General features: G+C 71.9%; 16 protein-coding genes and 2 pseudogenes. 7 read left to right on the forward strand and 11 right to left on the reverse strand.

All coding sequences use genetic code 11. The annotated features are described in order from the left end of the window. Window positions 1-13 precede the first annotated feature (13 nt). The 3 genes from DKT68_RS11380 to DKT68_RS11390 all read right to left on the reverse strand — a co-directional run bounded on the left by DKT68_RS11380 (window position 14) and on the right by DKT68_RS11390 (window position 4,095). The gene (locus tag DKT68_RS11380) at window positions 14-1,156 is read right to left on the reverse strand and encodes a geranylgeranyl reductase family protein (protein WP_109817385.1); all 1,143 of its coding nucleotides are present in this window, start codon (window positions 1,154-1,156) and stop codon (window positions 14-16) included. 196 nt (window positions 1,157-1,352) lie between these two features. After that, on the reverse strand, window positions 1,353-2,213 hold the full coding sequence (locus DKT68_RS11385; protein ID WP_109817386.1) for a hypothetical protein: 861 nt from the start codon (window positions 2,211-2,213) through the stop codon (window positions 1,353-1,355). A gap of 37 nt (window positions 2,214-2,250) precedes the next feature. Then, window positions 2,251-4,095 (reverse strand): phosphoenolpyruvate carboxykinase (GTP), encoded by a 1,845-nt coding sequence (locus DKT68_RS11390; protein WP_109817387.1) that lies wholly within the window; start codon window positions 4,093-4,095, stop codon window positions 2,251-2,253. Window positions 4,096-4,231: 136 nt separating this feature from the next. On the opposite strand from DKT68_RS11390, the pseudogene DKT68_RS32640 reads away from it, so the two are divergent. The 4 genes and pseudogenes from DKT68_RS32640 to DKT68_RS11405 all read left to right on the forward strand — a co-directional run. Continuing rightward, window positions 4,232-4,321: pseudogene (locus DKT68_RS32640) on the forward strand (GtrA family protein); the annotation flags it as partial. 213 nt (window positions 4,322-4,534) lie between these two features. Continuing rightward, the gene (locus DKT68_RS11395; RefSeq protein WP_109817400.1) at window positions 4,535-5,071 is read left to right on the forward strand and encodes a GtrA family protein; all 537 of its coding nucleotides are present in this window, start codon (window positions 4,535-4,537) and stop codon (window positions 5,069-5,071) included. 63 nt (window positions 5,072-5,134) lie between these two features. Then, on the forward strand, window positions 5,135-5,851 hold the full coding sequence (locus DKT68_RS11400; protein WP_109817388.1) for a GtrA family protein: 717 nt from the start codon (window positions 5,135-5,137) through the stop codon (window positions 5,849-5,851). Beyond that, a complete protein-coding gene (locus DKT68_RS11405; RefSeq protein ID WP_201748995.1) occupies window positions 5,848-6,423 on the forward strand; it encodes a MaoC/PaaZ C-terminal domain-containing protein in 576 nt (191 codons plus the stop codon). Before DKT68_RS11400 ends, DKT68_RS11405 begins: the two co-directional genes overlap by 4 nt. A gap of 42 nt (window positions 6,424-6,465) precedes the next feature. Here DKT68_RS11405 and DKT68_RS11410 read toward each other — a convergent pair whose 3' ends face one another. Next, window positions 6,466-7,038, reverse strand: coding sequence for a PH domain-containing protein (locus DKT68_RS11410; RefSeq protein WP_109817389.1), 573 nt, complete (start codon window positions 7,036-7,038; stop codon window positions 6,466-6,468). 104 nt (window positions 7,039-7,142) lie between these two features. After that, window positions 7,143-8,018, reverse strand: a complete 876-nt coding sequence (locus DKT68_RS11415) for a biotin--[acetyl-CoA-carboxylase] ligase (protein ID WP_109817390.1) — start codon at window positions 8,016-8,018, stop codon at window positions 7,143-7,145. Between the two features lie 84 nt (window positions 8,019-8,102). Here DKT68_RS11415 and DKT68_RS11420 point away from each other — a divergent pair, with 84 nt between their 5' ends. After that, complete coding sequence (locus DKT68_RS11420) at window positions 8,103-9,686, forward strand: acyl-CoA carboxylase subunit beta (RefSeq protein ID WP_109817391.1); 1,584 nt, start codon at window positions 8,103-8,105, stop codon at window positions 9,684-9,686. A gap of 18 nt (window positions 9,687-9,704) precedes the next feature. Here DKT68_RS11420 and DKT68_RS11425 read toward each other — a convergent pair whose 3' ends face one another. The 4 genes from DKT68_RS11425 to DKT68_RS11440 all read right to left on the reverse strand — a co-directional run bounded on the left by DKT68_RS11425 (window position 9,705) and on the right by DKT68_RS11440 (window position 12,911). Continuing rightward, window positions 9,705-10,559 (reverse strand): hypothetical protein, encoded by an 855-nt coding sequence (locus tag DKT68_RS11425; protein ID WP_109817392.1) that lies wholly within the window; start codon window positions 10,557-10,559, stop codon window positions 9,705-9,707. Continuing rightward, entirely contained in the window at window positions 10,552-11,052 is a 501-nt protein-coding gene (locus DKT68_RS11430; protein WP_109817393.1) for a SigE family RNA polymerase sigma factor, read from the reverse strand. The genes DKT68_RS11425 and DKT68_RS11430 overlap by 8 nt, the downstream gene beginning before the upstream one ends. 61 nt (window positions 11,053-11,113) lie before the next feature. Continuing rightward, a complete protein-coding gene (locus DKT68_RS11435; protein ID WP_109817394.1) occupies window positions 11,114-12,097 on the reverse strand; it encodes a ketopantoate reductase family protein in 984 nt (327 codons plus the stop codon). Window positions 12,098-12,167: 70 nt separating this feature from the next. Continuing rightward, entirely contained in the window at window positions 12,168-12,911 is a 744-nt protein-coding gene (locus tag DKT68_RS11440; RefSeq protein ID WP_109817395.1) for a M50 family metallopeptidase, read from the reverse strand. Window positions 12,912-13,012: 101 nt separating this feature from the next. On the opposite strand from DKT68_RS11440, the gene DKT68_RS11445 reads away from it, so the two are divergent. Continuing rightward, window positions 13,013-13,558 (forward strand): Uma2 family endonuclease, encoded by a 546-nt coding sequence (locus tag DKT68_RS11445; RefSeq protein ID WP_109817396.1) that lies wholly within the window; start codon window positions 13,013-13,015, stop codon window positions 13,556-13,558. A 128-nt stretch (window positions 13,559-13,686) separates the two neighbouring features. Continuing rightward, complete coding sequence (locus tag DKT68_RS11450; protein ID WP_109817397.1) at window positions 13,687-14,442, forward strand: GH25 family lysozyme; 756 nt, start codon at window positions 13,687-13,689, stop codon at window positions 14,440-14,442. Between the two features lie 107 nt (window positions 14,443-14,549). On the opposite strand, the gene DKT68_RS11455 is transcribed toward DKT68_RS11450, so the two are convergent. After that, complete coding sequence (locus DKT68_RS11455; protein WP_109817398.1) at window positions 14,550-14,783, reverse strand: hypothetical protein; 234 nt, start codon at window positions 14,781-14,783, stop codon at window positions 14,550-14,552. 89 nt (window positions 14,784-14,872) lie between these two features. After that, window positions 14,873-15,876, reverse strand: a pseudogene (locus tag DKT68_RS11460) (serine/threonine protein kinase); the annotation flags it as partial.

A 15,876-nucleotide genomic window follows, 5' to 3' on the forward strand; every position in this document is an offset into this window, starting at 1 on the left:
CCCATCCGCCGGATCACCGCCTCGGAGCCCGTTCCCCGCCGGGGAGACCGATGCCGATCATGGCCAGCGTGCGGGCGGTGAGGCGTCCGTCGCCCAGCCCCAGCTCGACCACGTCGTCGAACACGCGGTCGTCCCGGCGGGCCGCCCGGACCGCCGCGTCGACCACCCGACGACGCCGCGCCAGCCACGCCGCCACCGAGCTGTGCCGCAGGTGGGTGCCGAGGCGGCGGCGCAGTCCGTCGGCGTAGCGGCGGGAAGCGGCCTCGGGCGCGCGGGCCGCTGCCGCTCCGGCGAGCGCGCCGGAGAGCAGCGCGTAGAAGATGCCCTCCCCGGTGAACGGGTTGATCAACGACAACGCGTCCCCGGCGAGCAGGGTGCGGCCCCGCCCGGGCGGCGGCCGGTGGGTGGACAGCGGCAGGTGGTGGGCGCGCAGCGCGGTCACCGCCGCGAGGTCGGTGCCGGGCAACAGCGCCACCAGCCGTTCCAGCAGGTACGCCCGGCTCAGCGGCTCACCGCGCAGGACCTCCCCGTAACCGACGTTCGCCCGCCCGTCGCCGATCGGGAACGACCAGGCGTACGCCGGCCAGCGCGCCTTCGAGGTGACGATGAGCTGCTCGGACGGGCCGGGCAGCGCCGGCGCGTACCCCCGGATGGCCAGCGCCAGGTGCCGGTCGGGGTTCACCGGGTAACCGAGCGCCCGGCGCACCACCGACCCGGCGCCGTCCGCACCCACCACCACCCGGCCGGACAGCTCCCCGTCGAGCACCACCCGGTCGGCGCGTGGCTCGACCCGGCGGACGGTGTGCCGGCGCAACTGCGCGCCGGCGGCCACCGCGGCCGCCACCAGCCGCGCGTCGAAGACCTCCCGGGGCACGGTGTACGCCGGCCGGGGCAGCGCCCGCGCCACCGCCCCACCGCCGGGGGCGATCATGCGCAGCGCGGGCAGCGGGGCGTAGCCCGCGACCGCCTCGGTCACCCCCAGTTCGGCGAGCACGTCCACCGAGTGCGCGGCGATCCCGTCGCCGCACGGCTTGTCCCGGGGAAAGTCCGCCCGGTCCAGCAGCAGCACGCTGGCACCCGCCCGGCGGGCCGTCAGCGCGGCGGCCGCTCCGGCCGGCCCCGCTCCCACCACCACCAGGTCGAACTCGTCGCCCATCGCGCCTCCCTCCGGCCGGTGCGACGCGGTGCGGATCCGCCCGCCGGGGCGAGCCGCCCGCGCCGCCGACGCCGGTCGCTGTGACCGGCGCCACCCGTCATCCTGCCTCCTGAGCGCTCCCGTCGATCGACACCGAAACGCCCGATCCGGCCGGGACCACCCCGGCTCGCCGGTCTCCCCCGCCACGCGGGGCGGGTCAGGCTGGCGCGGGCGCATCCTCCGCGCGCGCCGCGCGTCGCAGCCCGTAGAACGTGAGGGCGGCGGCAGCCAGCAGCGGAGCGCCGTCCCGGACCAGGCCGTCGACGCCCAGCAGCCACCAGCACAGCGGCAGGTCCACGGCGAGCACGGCCACCGTGACGACGACCAGCAGGCCACGCGCCCAGGTCTTGCCGCGCATCAGGAACGCCGTGCAGAACAGCACCGCGTAGCTGGCCGCGATGCCGGCGCCGAACCAGAACAGCACGGCCGGCACGGCGCTCAGCCGGCCGTCCAGGATGGAACCGCCGGCCACCAGCGCCGGCACCAGCATCAGCGGGCTGTAGGTGAACGCCGCCACCCGGCTGGTCAGCAGCCAACCGCTGGTCTCCGGCCGGCGCGGTGGGGTCTCCCGCCAGGAGATCCCGGCCCGGTCGAGCACCAGTCGGGGCCGGTGCCGGACGAGGTGCCCGGCCAGTGCCGGCGACCGGTAGAGCAGCCAGACCACCGCCGCGCAGAGCGCGGTGAGCGCGGCGAAGCCGAGCAACCCGGGCAGGGGCGGCACCCCCTGCCGGGGCACGATCAGCCGGCCGACGGCGAAGATGGTGGTGACCGCGAGGATCAGGCCGAACGGGCGGGCCACCGTGCGGCCCCGCCGGACGTGCCCGATCAGCAGCAGGAAGCCGAACGAGCGCAGCATCGCCCAGCCGGTGCGCACCGCCAGACCGAAGCCCTGCTCCGGGGCGTACCACCAGTTGAGCAGCTCGACCACGACGGTGGCCGCGGCGGTCGTCGCGAGCAGGACGGTGAGCACCCGGACGGCGGACGGCCGCCGGACCTCGGTCTCGGCGGCCGTCCTCATGGGATCCGATGATGCCCGCGAGGGGCGATGTTCACACCTACCGCTGCGGCTGCGCGGCGTCCAGGCGGGCCCGCAGCGCGTCCAGCTCGGCCCAGAGCACGCCCGGCAGCTTGTCGCCGAACTTCTCGAACCACTCGGTCACGAGCGGCAGCTCGTTGCGCCACTCCTCCGGGTCGACCTTCAGCGCGATCCGGACGTCCTCCGGGGTCATGTCCAGACCCTCGACGTCCAGCGAGTCGGGGGCCGGGACCATGCCGACCGGCGTCTCCACCGCGTCGGCCCGGCCCTCGAGCCGCTCGACGATCCACTTCAGCACGCGCGAGTTCTCGCCGAAGCCCGGCCAGAGGAAGGAGCCCTCCGGGTCCTTGCGGAACCAGTTGACGTAGTAGATCTTGGGCAGCTTGGCCTCGTCGCCGTCAGCGCCCTTGCCCATCTCGATCCAGTGCCGGAAGTAGTCACCGGCGTGGTAGCCGATGAACGGCAGCATCGCCATCGGGTCGCGGCGGACCACACCGACCGCGCCCGAGGCGGCGGCGGTGGTCTCCGAGGAGAGCGTGGCACCCATGTAGACGCCGTGCACCCAGTCACGGGCCTCGGTCACCAGCGGAATCGTGTCCTTGCGACGGCCGCCGAAGAGGATCGCGTCGATCGGCACGCCGTTCGGGTCGTAGTACTCCTCGGCGAGGATCGGGCACTGGGTGATCGGGGTGCAGAACCGGCTGTTCGCGTGGGAGGAGAGGCTGTCGCTCTCCGGCGTCCAGTCGTTGCCCTTCCAGTCGATCAGGTGCGCCGGGGGCTCACCCATGCCCTCCCACCAGACGTCGCCGTCGTCGGTGAGGCCCACGTTGGTGAAGACGGAGTTGCCCCGGTCCAGCGTCCGCATCGCGTTGGCGTTGGTCTTCCAGTCCGTGCCCGGCGCGACGCCGAAGAGGCCGTACTCCGGGTTGACCGCGTACAGCCGGCCGTCCTCGCCGAACCGCATCCAGGCGATGTCGTCGCCGATGGTCTCGACCTTCCAACCCGGGATGGTCGGCTCGACCATGGCCAGGTTGGTCTTGCCGCAGGCGGAGGGGAACGCGCCGGCGATGTGGTGGACCTTGCCCTCCGGCGAGGTGATCTTGAGGATCAGCATGTGCTCGGCGAGCCAGCCCTCGTCCCGGCCCATCACGCTGGCGATCCGCAGCGAGTAGCACTTCTTGCCGAGCAGCGAGTTACCGCCGTACCCGGAGCCGTACGACCAGATCTCGCGGGTCTCCGGGAAGTGCGAGATGTACTTCGTCTCGTTGCACGGCCACGCGACATCCTGCTGGCCCGGGGCGAGTGGAGCGCCGATCGAGTGCAGGGCGTGCACGAAGTCCGCGTCGTCACCCATCGCCTCGAGGACGCGGGCGCCCATCCGGGTCATGATGCGCATCGAGGCCACCACGTACGCGCTGTCGGTGATCTCGACGCCGAACATCGGGCTCTCGGCCTCGACCGGGCCCATGACGAACGGGATGACGTACATGGTGCGACCGCGCATCGAACCGCGGTACAGGTCGGTCATCGTCCGCTTCATCTCGGCCGGCGCCATCCAGTTGTTGGTGGGGCCGGCGTCCGCCTCGTCGACGGAGCAGATGAAGGTGCGCTCCTCGACCCGGGCGACGTCCGTCGGGTCGGTGCGCGCGTAGAACGAGTTGGGCTTCTTCTCCGGGTTCAGCCGGATCAGGGTGCCGGCCTCAACCAGCTCATCGGTGAGGCGGCGCCACTCCTCGTCGGACCCGTCCACCCAGACGACCCGGTCGGGGGTGGTCAGTTCCGCGACCTCACGGACCCAGGCGAGCAGTTTCGGATGGGACGTCGGGGCCTGATCGATACCCCGCACAACAGCCGGAGCAACCATGACACATCTCCTTGTGGTCGACGCTGACCGATCTATGGGATGCACGAGTCTCAGCGGCGCGATGCGTCGCCTTCGTGGAAACCTGGGATTAGGCTCAGCGTAAACCGGGCAGCCTTCCGAGTCAGTGGGACTGGTTGTGAAGAACTGCACAAGGTACGGCCACGCTGCGGCATTACGAGCTGATACCCGCTTTCCCGCGCAGTTTCACGCAAATCTTGTTGTGCACCCCGGCCGACATGAGTTGCGGTCGGGCGGCGGACCGGCCCCTCCGACCGGTCCGTGGATTCCCGTTCCGGGGCGCGTCAGTCCTCCCGATTGGTTACGCTGCGTTCACGAGGGGCGCACCCGGCGAGAGGCCGGCACGAGCGACCACGCCTGCTCGCCGTTGCTGCCCCACTGACTGGTCACCAGCCGGTAGGCTCGGCCCGTGGCCGCCACGATGACCGGGGAGCAACCGGGTCCCCGGCAGACCCGACCGGGTCTGATCCGGGCGCTGCTCGACCGTTTCGGTCACCTCGTCCGCGAGATGAGCAAGTTCGCCACGGTCGGCGGGATCGCCTTCCTCGTCGACTTCGCACTGTTCAACTATCTGACGACGGCGCGTGGCGTCGAGCAGGTGACGGCGAAGACCATCTCCACCGTCATCGCGGCCAGCTTCGCCTTCGTCGGCAACCGCTTCTGGACGTGGCGGCACCGCCAGCGCAACAACCCGGCGCGGGAGTACGCGCTGTTCTTCTTCTTCAACGCTGTCGGCCTCGGCATCGCGGTGGCCTGCCTCGCGATCAGCCGGTACGGGCTGGGCAGCATCTGGCCGTCCGTGTTCCAGACGCCGCTGGCGGACAACATCGCCAGCTTCGTGGTCGGCACGGGCCTCGGCACGCTCTTCCGATTCTGGTCCTACCGGCGGTTCGTCTTCGTCGAAGCGGGAACCCGAACCGTTCCGCAGGTGAAGCACGACCGTGACCACGGGGCGTGACCTGCCGCCCACCTCGTCCAGCCGGTGATCACCGGCCTCTCCGACTGCCCTAAGGTGTTTCGCATGCGTCTTGTCCGTCTGCTGCCTGAGCGCTGGCAGAAGTTCATCCGGGAGGCGCTCAAATTCGGCATCGTCGGCGGCATCAACACCGTCATCAATTACGCGGTGTTCAATGTCCTTGCACTCACTGTCTTTGCCGACGGTCAGTTGAAGGCCACCGTGATCGCGACCGTCGTCGCGACCATCACGTCGTATCTTATGAATCGTCACTGGACGTACCGGGATCGCCCGAAATCGGCGCTCCGGCGGGAGTACGTCCTGTTCTTCCTCTTCAACGCGACCGGCCTGCTCATCGAGTTGGGGGTGCTGGCGGCGGCCAAGTACGGCCTCGGCGTCCACGGCCTGCTGGCCCTGAACGTCGCCAAGACCGGCGGTGTCCTGCTGGCCACGCTGTTCCGGTTCTGGTCGTACCGGACCTTCGTCTTCCAGCCCGTCGTCGTACCGGCCGAGGCCGAGGCGAAGGCCGAGCCCACCTGGCACAGCATTCCGCGTGACGAGTGGGACACCATGGCCGGGATGGACCCGGTCGCGGAGCTGGCCGAATCGGTGTCCGAGTTGGAGGAGTCGCCGCCGGGCGAGCGCCCGCACGCGTCACCCGGCCCGATCGGCGCTCCCGCCCAGGGGCGACCCAGTCCGCTGACCGCCGGCCTCCCCGCCGACCTGGACGCGGAACTCGCCGCGGAGCTGCACGCCGGCACCCGCCGCGCGCCCCGCCGGTGACGGCTCCCGCCGCGCGCTCCGGCACCGGGGCACCCGCCGAGCTGTTCTTCGAGGACCTCGTCCCGGGCCTCACCGTCGATCTCGGCGTGGTCACCGTGGACGGCGACGAGATGGTGGCCTTCGCCCGCCGGTTCGACCCGCAGTGGTACCACGTCGACCCCGAGCTGGCCGGAGCGAGCCGGCACGGCGGGCTGATCGCCAGCGGCTTCTACACGGTCAGTCTGTTCATGCGGGCGTACGTCGACCACCTGCTGTCGCGCGCGGCGGCGGACGCCTCCCCCGGCCTGGAGGAGCTGCGCTGGCTCGCCCCAGTGCGCGCCGGGGACCGGCTCGCCGTCCGGGTCGACGTGATGGGCGCCCGGTTGTCCACCGCCCGCCCCGGCCTCGGCACCGCCAGCCTCACCGGCACCATGCTCCGCCTCGGTGCGGACGACCGGCCCGAGCAGGAGGTGCTGCGAACCCGCTTCCGCGGCTGGTTCGCCCTGCGTCCGGCCGAACCACCGCCCGAGACCGGCCCGTCCGACGCTGAGCCGTCCGACTCTGAGCCCTTCGGGCCGGGAACGTCGGGCTGACCCGCCCCGGCACGGTGGCCGGGGCGGTCACGACAGTCGGGATCAGCTCGTCGTGTCGCGCAACGGCTTGCCCTCGCGCATGTCGGCGAGGATGTCGCGCATCTCCCCGTCGCCCAGCGAGTGCTTGTCGTGCTGCGCCTCGACCAGCCCGTACAGGGTGGTCTGCACCTGGCCGACCCCCGGCACGTCGGCGAGCACCGACTGGCCGCGCTCGCCGGCGGACTCGATGGTGAGCGTGCCGCAGCCGAGCAGCCGCTCGACGAAACGCTGGTTCATCGAGTGGTCGTTGATCCGAGTGAGCGGAAGGTCCCGCCGGTCCCGGGAGAAGACACCCTGCTGGAGCAGCACCCGCTCGTTCGTGAACAGGTAGTGCGTGGTGCGCCAGACCAGGAACGGCCACAGACCGAGCCAGAGCACCGCGACCAGGGCGAGCACCCCGATCACGGCCAGCGCGATCGAACCACCGCCACCCGAGGGCAGCAGGAGCACGCCGACCACCACCGCGGCGATGGCCAGCACCAGCACCGCGATCGGCCGGATCAGCGCCTTCCAGTGCGGGTGCAGGTGCAGCACGACGTGCTCGTCCTCGGTGAGCACGTCTTCGGGGAACGCCACAGGAACCTCCATCGCCTTTATTCCGACGCGCAGACCGTAACCGGTCCAACCGTCCGGACGGATCAGCCGCACGGGGTGGGTTGTCTTAACAGGAGACCCTTCCTCTACCGAAGGTGGAGGATGTCGCCGGCTGTCACCGGGCGGGTGCCGGTGGGCGTGGTGATCAGGAGGTGGCCGTCGTTGTCCACGCCCGTCGCGGTGCCGGTCAGGTCGTCGCCGCTGGGGAGCAGGACCCGCACCTCGCGGCCGACCGTGGCGCAGGCCGCCAGGTAGGCGTCGCGCAGGCCGCTGGCCACGGCGTCCCCGCCGGCGGCGCGCCAGCGGTCGTACCAGTCGGCGACCGCGCGCAGCAGGGCCCGCAGCAGCGGATCGCGGTCGGTGGCCGCCGCGCCGGCCAGTTGCAGCGAGGTGGCCGGCAGCCCGGTGGGGTTCACCGGCAACTCGTCGGCGCGCAGCGTCACGTTGAGCCCGATACCGAGCACGATCGCCGGAGGCTGGTCCGGCGAACCCCCGGGCACCGCCTCGGCCAGCACGCCGGCGCACTTCGCGTCGCCGATCAGCAGGTCGTTGGGCCACTTCAGGGTGGCCTCCAGCTCGGCCAGCCGGGCCACCGCCTCGACCAGCGCGACGCCGGCGAGCAGCGGCAGCCAGCCGTACCCGGTGGGTGGCGCCGCCGGCCAACCACGGTCCGGAACGGCCTCGCCGGGCCGCAGCAGGACGCTGGTGGCGATCCCGGCCCGCGCCGGTGACTGCCAGACCCGACCGCGCCGGCCACGCCCGGCGGTCTGCCGCTCGGCGACCACGACCAGGCCCTCCGGCTCGCCCGCCCGAGCGGCCTCGGCCACGTCGGCGTTGGTGGAGCCGGTCTCGGTGCGCAGCTCCAGCCGCGCCCACGGTCCGTTCGGCGCGACCAGCGCCCGCCGCAGCCGGGCCGCCGACAGCGGCGGGCGGTCCAGATCGGTGTACGGGGAGCCCGGCATCCCGCCAGCCTACGGCGGCGCCCGCGCCGACACTGAGGTGTACTGCACAGCCGCGTCCACCTGAACCATCGTTATATTCCCTGGGTGACTACCGAGACCGGGACCAACATCCACAGCACCGCGGGCAAGCTGGCGGACCTGGAGCGCCGGGTCGACGAGGCGGTGCACGCCGGATCGGCGCGCGCGGTCGAGAAGCAGCACGCGCGGGGCAAGAAGACCGCCCGCGAGCGGATCGAGATGCTGCTCGACGAGGGCTCCTTCGTCGAGCTGGACGAGCTGGCCCGGCACCGGTCGACGGCCTTTGGGCTGGAGAAGAACCGCCCCTACGGCGACGGTGTCGTCACCGGCTACGGCACGGTCGACGGCCGGCAGGTCTGCGTCTTCGCCCAGGACTTCACGGTCTTCGGCGGCTCGCTCGGCGAGGTCTTCGGCGAGAAGATCGTCAAGGTGATGGACCTGGCCATGAAGATCGGCTGCCCGGTCGTCGGCATCAACGACTCCGGTGGGGCACGCATCCAGGAGGGCGTCGTCTCGCTCGGCCTCTACGGCGAGATCTTCTTCCGCAACGTCCGGGCCTCCGGCGTCATCCCGCAGATCTCGCTGGTGATGGGCCCGTGCGCCGGCGGTGCGGTCTACTCCCCGGCGGTCACCGACTTCACCGTGATGGTCGACCAGACCTCACACATGTTCATCACCGGCCCCGACGTGATCAAGACGGTGACCGGCGAGGACGTCGGCATGGAGGAGCTGGGCGGCGCCCGTACGCACAACTCCCGCAGCGGCAACGCGCACTACCTCGCCACCGACGAGGAGGACGCGGTCGACTACGTCAAGGCGCTGCTGTCGTACCTGCCGTCGAACAACCTCGACGAGCCGGTGGTCTTCGAGGCCCCCGCCGAGCTGGAGATCAGCGACGAGGACCGGGAGCTGGACACGCTCATCCCCGACTCGGCCAACCAGCCGTACGACATCCACCAGGTGATCGAACACGTCCTCGACGACGGGGAGTTCCTGGAGGTCCAGCCGCTCTACGCGCAGAACATCGTGGTCGGCTACGGCCGGGTCGAGGGGCGCCCGGTCGGCGTGGTGGCCAACCAGCCCATGCACTTCGCCGGGACCCTGGACATCGCCGCCTCGGAGAAGGCCGCCCGGTTCGTCCGCACCTGCGACGCGTTCAACGTCCCGGTGCTGACCTTCGTGGACGTGCCCGGGTTCCTGCCCGGCACCGGCCAGGAGTGGGACGGCATCATCCGCCGCGGCGCCAAGCTCATCTACGCGTACGCCGAGGCGACCGTCCCCAAGGTCACCGTGATCACCCGCAAGGCGTACGGCGGGGCGTACGACGTGATGGGCTCCAAGCACCTCGGCGCGGACCTGAACTTCGCCTGGCCGACCGCGCAGATCGCGGTGATGGGCGCGCAGGGCGCCGTGAACATCCTCTACCGCTCGGAGCTGGCCGGCGCCGAGGACCCGGCGGCGGTCCGGGCCGACAAGATCGCCGAGTACGAGGACACCCTGGCCAACCCGTACGTGGCCGCCGAGCGCGGGTACATCGACTCGGTGATCCCGCCGCACGAGACGCGCACCCAGATCGTCCGGGCGCTACGCGTCCTGCGCACCAAGCGGGAAACCCTCCCCCCGAAGAAGCACGGCAACATCCCGCTCTGATCGCGTTCCTGATCCGCATCAGCAGGGCGGGTTGGCGGCGGCGCACATCCGGGCCGCCGCCGCCACGGCCAGCTGGCGGAGTTCCGCCTCGGTGCTGTCGTACCGGAGGCGGAGCACCGAGACGGTGTCGCCGACCCGGACGACGGCCAGGAGGATGGGCGACGGTGCGTCGCCGTACGTCTGCCCGGTCTGCACGTCCCGGGCGGCCGTGAGCGAGTCCCGCAGGATGGCGGCGTCGTCACCGGCGAAACCCCGCTGCGTCACCGCCCACCGGTGGACCACCTCCGCGGTGCGCGTGCTCCCTGCCGTCTCCAGCGGCCCGACGCTCCGCCACTCGGCGCACGGAGCGACCAGGTCGTCCAGACTGGCGAAGAGCTGTCTGGCCGCCTCGGGTACCAGCCTGAAGAGATCCTGCATGACCAGGGCGTCGCCCTCCACAAGGAGGCCCGGAGGGTGCTTCCGCATGAGGGTCTGTGAGCGGGACAGGATTGACATCTGCCAGCCCTCCGGCCACCCCTGGCTCGTGCGGCAGTAGCCGAGCATGTCCTCCAGCCGGACCGGCTCGCCCAGTCCTGACTGGCTGAGCTGTACGTAAACCGGCTGCGGCAGGTCGGCCGGCTGCAGCAGGGCGTCGGTGGTGATCTCGTGCCGGGTCGGCGAGGCCGAGGCGGCCGGCTGAACCGGTGGCGGGGACGTCCTCGGGGCGGCGACCGCCACGGCGGAGATCCCGGCCAGGGCCAGCACTGCGGTGGCCACGACGATCCTGCGCTGGCTGCGGCGGCGGGCCTGGGCACGGATCTTCTCTGGGCCGGGCCAGCGTACGTCCTGCAGTTCTCGCTGGACCTTTTCGACGAACGTCGGGTCGTCACGCATCGGTAGTCTCCTCCAGATCAGAGACGGCGAGCAGCCCGGCGAGCGCGGCGCGCCCCCGGGAGAGTCGGGCCTTGACCGTGCCCACTGGGGCCGAGGTCTCCCGCGCCACCTCGGCGACCGGCATGCCCATCAGGTAGTACAGGGCGATGGCGACGCGTTGCTCCTCGGGCAGTAGACGCAGCGCGGCGACCACCTCGACGGTGTCGGTGCCCGGGCCGGGAACGGTCTCGGTGGCCCCGTGCCGCAGGTACGCCCGGGCGCGACTGCGCAGGCTGCGCCACCGGCTGACCGCGATCCGGCTCGCCACCACCCGCACCCATGCCTCCGGCTCGTCGTACCGGCTGACCGTCGACCAGCGCTGCCACGCCCGGATGTACGCCTCCTGCACGGCGTCCTGCGCCTCGACCCGGTCGCCGGTGAGGGCGTAGACGAAACCGAGCAGCCGTTGTCGGCTCCCCCGGTAGAACTCGTCGAACCCGTCGACGTCCGGCACCGCTACCTCCCCGTGTCGGTCGCAGGGAACACGCGCCGGGCGGGGCCGTCGGTTGCCCCGATCAGGCGACCATCTTCTCCAGCTCGGCGAGCGGGAACGCGCCGGCCGCGATCCGTTCCCGGACCGCCCGGCGCACCGCGCGCTGCACGGCCACGTTGACCGGCGTCGGTACGCCGTGCAGCCGGCCGAGCAGCGCGATCTCCCCGTTGAGGTGGTCAACCTCGGTCGAGCCGGCGCCCCGGGCCAGGCTCTGCCAGGTGGAGCCTCCGGAGCGGCTCTCACCGTCGACCGGGCGCTGCTGAACCAGCTCGCCGCGTTCGGCCTTCTCCTCCGCCGGGGAGGTGTGTGCGATGCGTGCGGCGGCGAGCGCGGCGACGCCCTCGGCGCGTACCCGCTCGACCAGCGCGTCCGGGATGTCGCGGCCGAGCAGGGCCTGGAGGCCGTTGCCGAGGTTGGCGAGCAGCTTGCCGTACTTCCAGCGCAGCACGTCCTGCCGCACCGGGGCGACGAACCCGGCGGCGGTCAGATCGGCGGCGATGGCCTGGTCGGTGTCGTCCGCCCCGGCCGGGTACCGCCCGACGTGCAGCATCCCCGGGTGCGGGTAGCCGTTGGCCACCACCACTCCCGGGTCGAGGTGGGTGGCCGGGAGCCAGACGCACACCGGGTGCACGTCGGCGAAGAGCCGCAGCGCGGCCCGCTCGTTGGCCACCCCGTTCTGCGCGGTGACCAGCGGCAGCCGCTCCGCCGCCGTGCCGCCGCCTGCGACCGGCGCGTCCACCCAGGCGGCCAGCGCGCCCGCGGTGTCCTGCGACTTCACGGTCAGGACCAGCACTGTGTCGGCCGGCAGCGGCCGCTCACCGGGGCCGTCCACCGCGGTCAGCCGGGAGGTGACCCCGCCGTCGGGCTGGCGCAGGGTCAGACCTCGCTCGCGGATCGCGTCCAGGTGCGCGCCGCGGGCCACCAGGGTCACGTCCCGACCGGCCTCCGCCAGCCGTACCCCGATGGTTCCGCCGACCGCGCCCGCCCCGATGATCACGTATCGCATGGCCTCATTCTGCCCGCCCGGCGAGGTGGTCGCGTTCGTCGCCGTTCGGCAGCCCGGGACGCCTCGCCGGTCAGACGGTGATGCCGGCGTCGGTGAGGATCGGGCCGGCGAGCAGCAGCGCGCCGGCGACGAGCGCGACCAGGTTGACCAGGGCGAAGAAGGTCACCCAGAAGAACGCCGGGAACGGGGTGAGCCCGGCGAGCTGGTCGGCGTCCGAGGCGGGCATCCGGCCGCGGGAGCGCAGCCGTTGCAGCTCCACCACCGGTCGCACCCCGCCGAGCAGCAGGAACCACACCCCGGCGTACGCGAACGCGGCCTGCACCTGCGGGGTGGCGTACCACGAGACGGCGAGCACCACCGCGCCGGTGACCAGCAGCGACACCACGCCGAACGCGTTGCGGATCATCACGAGCATGGCGAGCAGCAGCGCCACGGCCACCCAGAGCAGCAGGGTGATCCGGTTGCCACCCAGCAGCCAGGCGCCGGCGAGCCCGACCAGCGGCGGGGCGACGTAGCCGGCGAGCAGCGTGAGGATCATTCCCGGTCCGGTGGGCCGGCCGGCGGAGAGCGTCAGCCCGGAGGTGTCCGAGTGCAACCGGATGCCGCGCAGCTTGCGACCGGTGAGCAGGGCGACCAGCGCGTGCCCGCCCTCGTGGGCGATCGTGATGGCGTTGCGGGCGATCCGCCACGGCAGCCGGGTGCTGACCACCACCAGCGCGACGGCCGCGGTGATCAGCACCAGCAGCGGGGGCGGGTCCGGCTGTGCGCCGAACAGCGTGTCCCACAGGTCGCCCAGCCCGTCGATCGACATCATGGGGCGCGAGCCTACCGGCGGCGTTCGGTGTCGGTCCCGGGCCACCGCCTCGTACCGTGTGAGACTGATCGGGTGGCGAGCGGAGCGGGAGGTGACCGCCGATGAGCGCGCAACCCCTGGGACACCACGTCGGGCTCTGGACCGAGGCCGACTACTTCGCCCTGGGTGAGACCCCGGACCGGATCGAGCTGCTCGACGGGAGCCTGATCGTGAGCCCTGTCCCGAGCAAGCGGCACCAGTTGGTGTCACGCCGCTTGGCCAACCACGTCGAGGGCGCTGCGGCTGATCTCGTAGTGTTCGAGGCGGTCAACGTGCGGCTCGGGGTGGACCGGATCGCCATCCCCGATGTGGTCGTCGCGGACACCGATGACGAGGGCACCGTGGTGGAGGCCGCCGAGGTGGTCCTGGTCTGCGAAATCGTCTCGCCGGGCAACGCCGCGGCCGACCGGCTGGTCAAGATGCAGCTCTACGCCATCGCGCGGATCCCCTGGTACCTGCTTGTCGAGCAGGACGGCGACGGGCACTCCCTGCGGCTGTTCCGGCTCGACGGCGAGCACTACGTCGAGGACCAGGTGGCCAAGCCCGGCGAGGCGCTGACCATCGTGGAGCCGTTCCGCTGGCAGCTCGACCCCGCCGCCCTACGCTGAGCCATCCCACCGCAACGTTCAGCGCCCACCGACACCCGTCGATGAAAGTTTCTTCAACAACTCTTGTGATCTAGGGCAGTTATCTCCAAAGATGGGCGTCAATAGACCCCACGTCCTTGGAGGCAGCCATGGCCCGTACCAGATCACCGCTGCGCCGCGTGCTCGCGGCCAGCCTCACCGTCCTCGCCGCCGCAGCCGCGACCCTGGTCGCGACCGCCGGACCGGCGGCCGCCGCCACCACGGCCGGCGTCGACGTGTCCCGCTACCAGGGCACGATCAACTGGACGAGCGTGCGCAACGCCGGCATCGAGTTCGCCTTCATCAAGGCCACCGAGGGCACCAGCTACAAGGACCCGAACTTCAACGCCAACTACGTCAACGCGTACAACGCCGGGGTGATCCGCGGGGCGTACCACTTCGCCCGGCCGAACATCTCCGCCGGCTCGACCCAGGCCAACTACCTGGCCTCCAACGGCGGCGCGTGGTCGGCCGACAGCCGGACGCTTCCCGCGGCGCTGGACCTGGAGGCCAACCCGTACGCCGGCGGTTACTGCTACGGGCTCAGCACGACCGGGATGCGCAACTGGGTCCAGGACTTCCTGAACACCTACCGCTCCCGCACCGGCCGCTACGCGGTCATCTACACCACGACCAGCTTCTGGAACCAGTGCACCGGCAGTTGGACCGGCCCGTGGGCGAACCACCCGCTCTGGCTGGCCCGCTGGGCGAGCACCCCGGGCGCCCTGCCGGCCGGTGCGCCGGTGTGGAGCTTCTGGCAGTACACCAGCACCGGCGTCGTCTCCGGGATCAGCGGCAACGTGGACCGCAACTACTGGAACGGCGACCGGTCCCGCCTGATCGCGCTGGCCAACAACACCGCCTGATCGGCCCGGTCCGCCCGATCCGCCTGGCGAGGCGGTTGGCGGCAGCGGGATCGGCTGTCACCCTGGGGTCGACAATCGGTCCGGCTGCCGCCACGTCGCCGATGCGGTCAGGCCCGCCGCCGAGCCATTGCCGGCACCACCACCGGAGCGTCCTCGCGGACCAGGGCCGGCCGGCGGTTCAGCCGCCAGGCAGCCACTCCGCAGACGGCAACGGCCACGACGCTGAGCAGCGCGACGAGCGCCGACAGGCCCGCGCTGGCCAGCAGCAGGACCGCGTCGCCCAGCGCGACGAGCATCCACAGTGCCAGCCGGGGCCGGGCATCCCTCCGTCGGTGACTCATGTCGTACCTCCTTCCGTCGTCGGAGATCAGATACCCCGAACGACGCAAGGTCATGCGAATCAGTTTCGTGCCGGTGCGAATCCCGCAGCTCAGTCCTTGCGGTCAGGCTCGAAGCCCTTAGCGATCCGGTCGAAGTTCGGCAGGTTGGCCTGCCAGTCCTTCTCCGCGATCTCCCACCGCAGGGCGTAGCCGCGGTTGCTTGCCGTCACGAAGCCCCGGTTGCGGACGTGGATCCGGGTCCCGTCGCGGGTTTCCAGCCACTCCCAGTCGCCGCAGGTCTTCCAGAAGTCGCAGCCCTTGATGCCGATCAACTGGTAGTTGTTGACGAAATTCCTGCGGTTGGGCTCCTGCTCCTGCCAGTCCTTGACCGCGTTCTTCGCCGGATTGTTGGTCCACTGCACGAGCAGCTCGCCAGGCCCGTTGGACTGGTCGAACACGACCGTGTCGCTGCCCGCGCTGCGGCGCACCCAGCCGTCGGGCAGTGGCAGGGAGAAGCCGGCCGGGTCCCTGTGCAGTTTCCAGCCCGCCGGCAGCGCGTTCGGGTCGGCGGAGGGCGTCGCCGAGGGCGTCGGGCTGGGAGCGCCGGTGGGGGGCGCGGGCGCCGCCGGAGCGGAGGTCTGCGCCGGCGCCGACGTCGCCGCGGCCCCGGTCGGGTCGGCCTGCGGAGTGTCCTCATCCTTGCCGCCGAGCTTCGGCACGATCACCACGAGGCCGATCAGCAGCAGAGCCACCACGGCCCCGATCAGCAGGTTACGTCGGGTGTTGTTCGGCTTTGGACCCCCGTAGAGCGGCACGGCCGCGCGCCCGGCGGGACTCACCGGCGTCGGCATGACCGAGGTCGGGGCCGGGGGCCTGCGCTGTTCCGGCGCGACCGGCGGGCCGTCCACCGCGGTCGGCTCGTCGTCGGTGTTCGTCGTACCGTCGGCGGGTGTGCCACCCGCTGCCGTGACGCTCGCCGTGGGCTCGGCCTCGGCGGCGGTCGGGCGGTCGACCGTGGCGGTCGGCTCGGCCGACACCGGCGCCGTCGGATCGGCGTCCGCGGCGGGAGGCACGACAGCCGTCGGGTTGGCATCGCTGGCCGTCGGGCTGGCAT

This window comes from Micromonospora acroterricola (assembly GCF_003172955.1).
In the GTDB taxonomy this organism is placed as follows: domain Bacteria; phylum Actinomycetota; class Actinomycetes; order Mycobacteriales; family Micromonosporaceae; genus Micromonospora; species Micromonospora acroterricola.

What these genes read in the sequence shown, in the direction of transcription:
- DKT68_RS11455 (WP_109817398.1), bottom strand. Translation starts at nt 14,783, where the DNA reads ATGAGTCACCGACGGAGGGATGCCCGGCCCCGGCTGGCACTGTGGATG.
- DKT68_RS11445 (WP_109817396.1), top strand. Translation starts at nt 13,013, where the DNA reads ATGAGCGCGCAACCCCTGGGACACCACGTCGGGCTCTGGACCGAGGCC.
- DKT68_RS11435 (WP_109817394.1), bottom strand. Translation starts at nt 12,097, where the DNA reads ATGCGATACGTGATCATCGGGGCGGGCGCGGTCGGCGGAACCATCGGG.
- DKT68_RS11385 (WP_109817386.1), bottom strand. Translation starts at nt 2,213, where the DNA reads ATGAGGACGGCCGCCGAGACCGAGGTCCGGCGGCCGTCCGCCGTCCGG.
- DKT68_RS11390 (WP_109817387.1), bottom strand. Translation starts at nt 4,095, where the DNA reads ATGGTTGCTCCGGCTGTTGTGCGGGGTATCGATCAGGCCCCGACGTCC.
- DKT68_RS11380 (WP_109817385.1), bottom strand. Translation starts at nt 1,156, where the DNA reads ATGGGCGACGAGTTCGACCTGGTGGTGGTGGGAGCGGGGCCGGCCGGA.
- DKT68_RS11425 (WP_109817392.1), bottom strand. Translation starts at nt 10,559, where the DNA reads ATGCGTGACGACCCGACGTTCGTCGAAAAGGTCCAGCGAGAACTGCAG.
- DKT68_RS11415 (WP_109817390.1), bottom strand. Translation starts at nt 8,018, where the DNA reads ATGCCGGGCTCCCCGTACACCGATCTGGACCGCCCGCCGCTGTCGGCG.
- DKT68_RS11400 (WP_109817388.1), top strand. Translation starts at nt 5,135, where the DNA reads ATGCGTCTTGTCCGTCTGCTGCCTGAGCGCTGGCAGAAGTTCATCCGG.
- DKT68_RS11440 (WP_109817395.1), bottom strand. Translation starts at nt 12,911, where the DNA reads ATGATGTCGATCGACGGGCTGGGCGACCTGTGGGACACGCTGTTCGGC.
- DKT68_RS11450 (WP_109817397.1), top strand. Translation starts at nt 13,687, where the DNA reads ATGGCCCGTACCAGATCACCGCTGCGCCGCGTGCTCGCGGCCAGCCTC.
- DKT68_RS11395 (WP_109817400.1), top strand. Translation starts at nt 4,535, where the DNA reads ATGACCGGGGAGCAACCGGGTCCCCGGCAGACCCGACCGGGTCTGATC.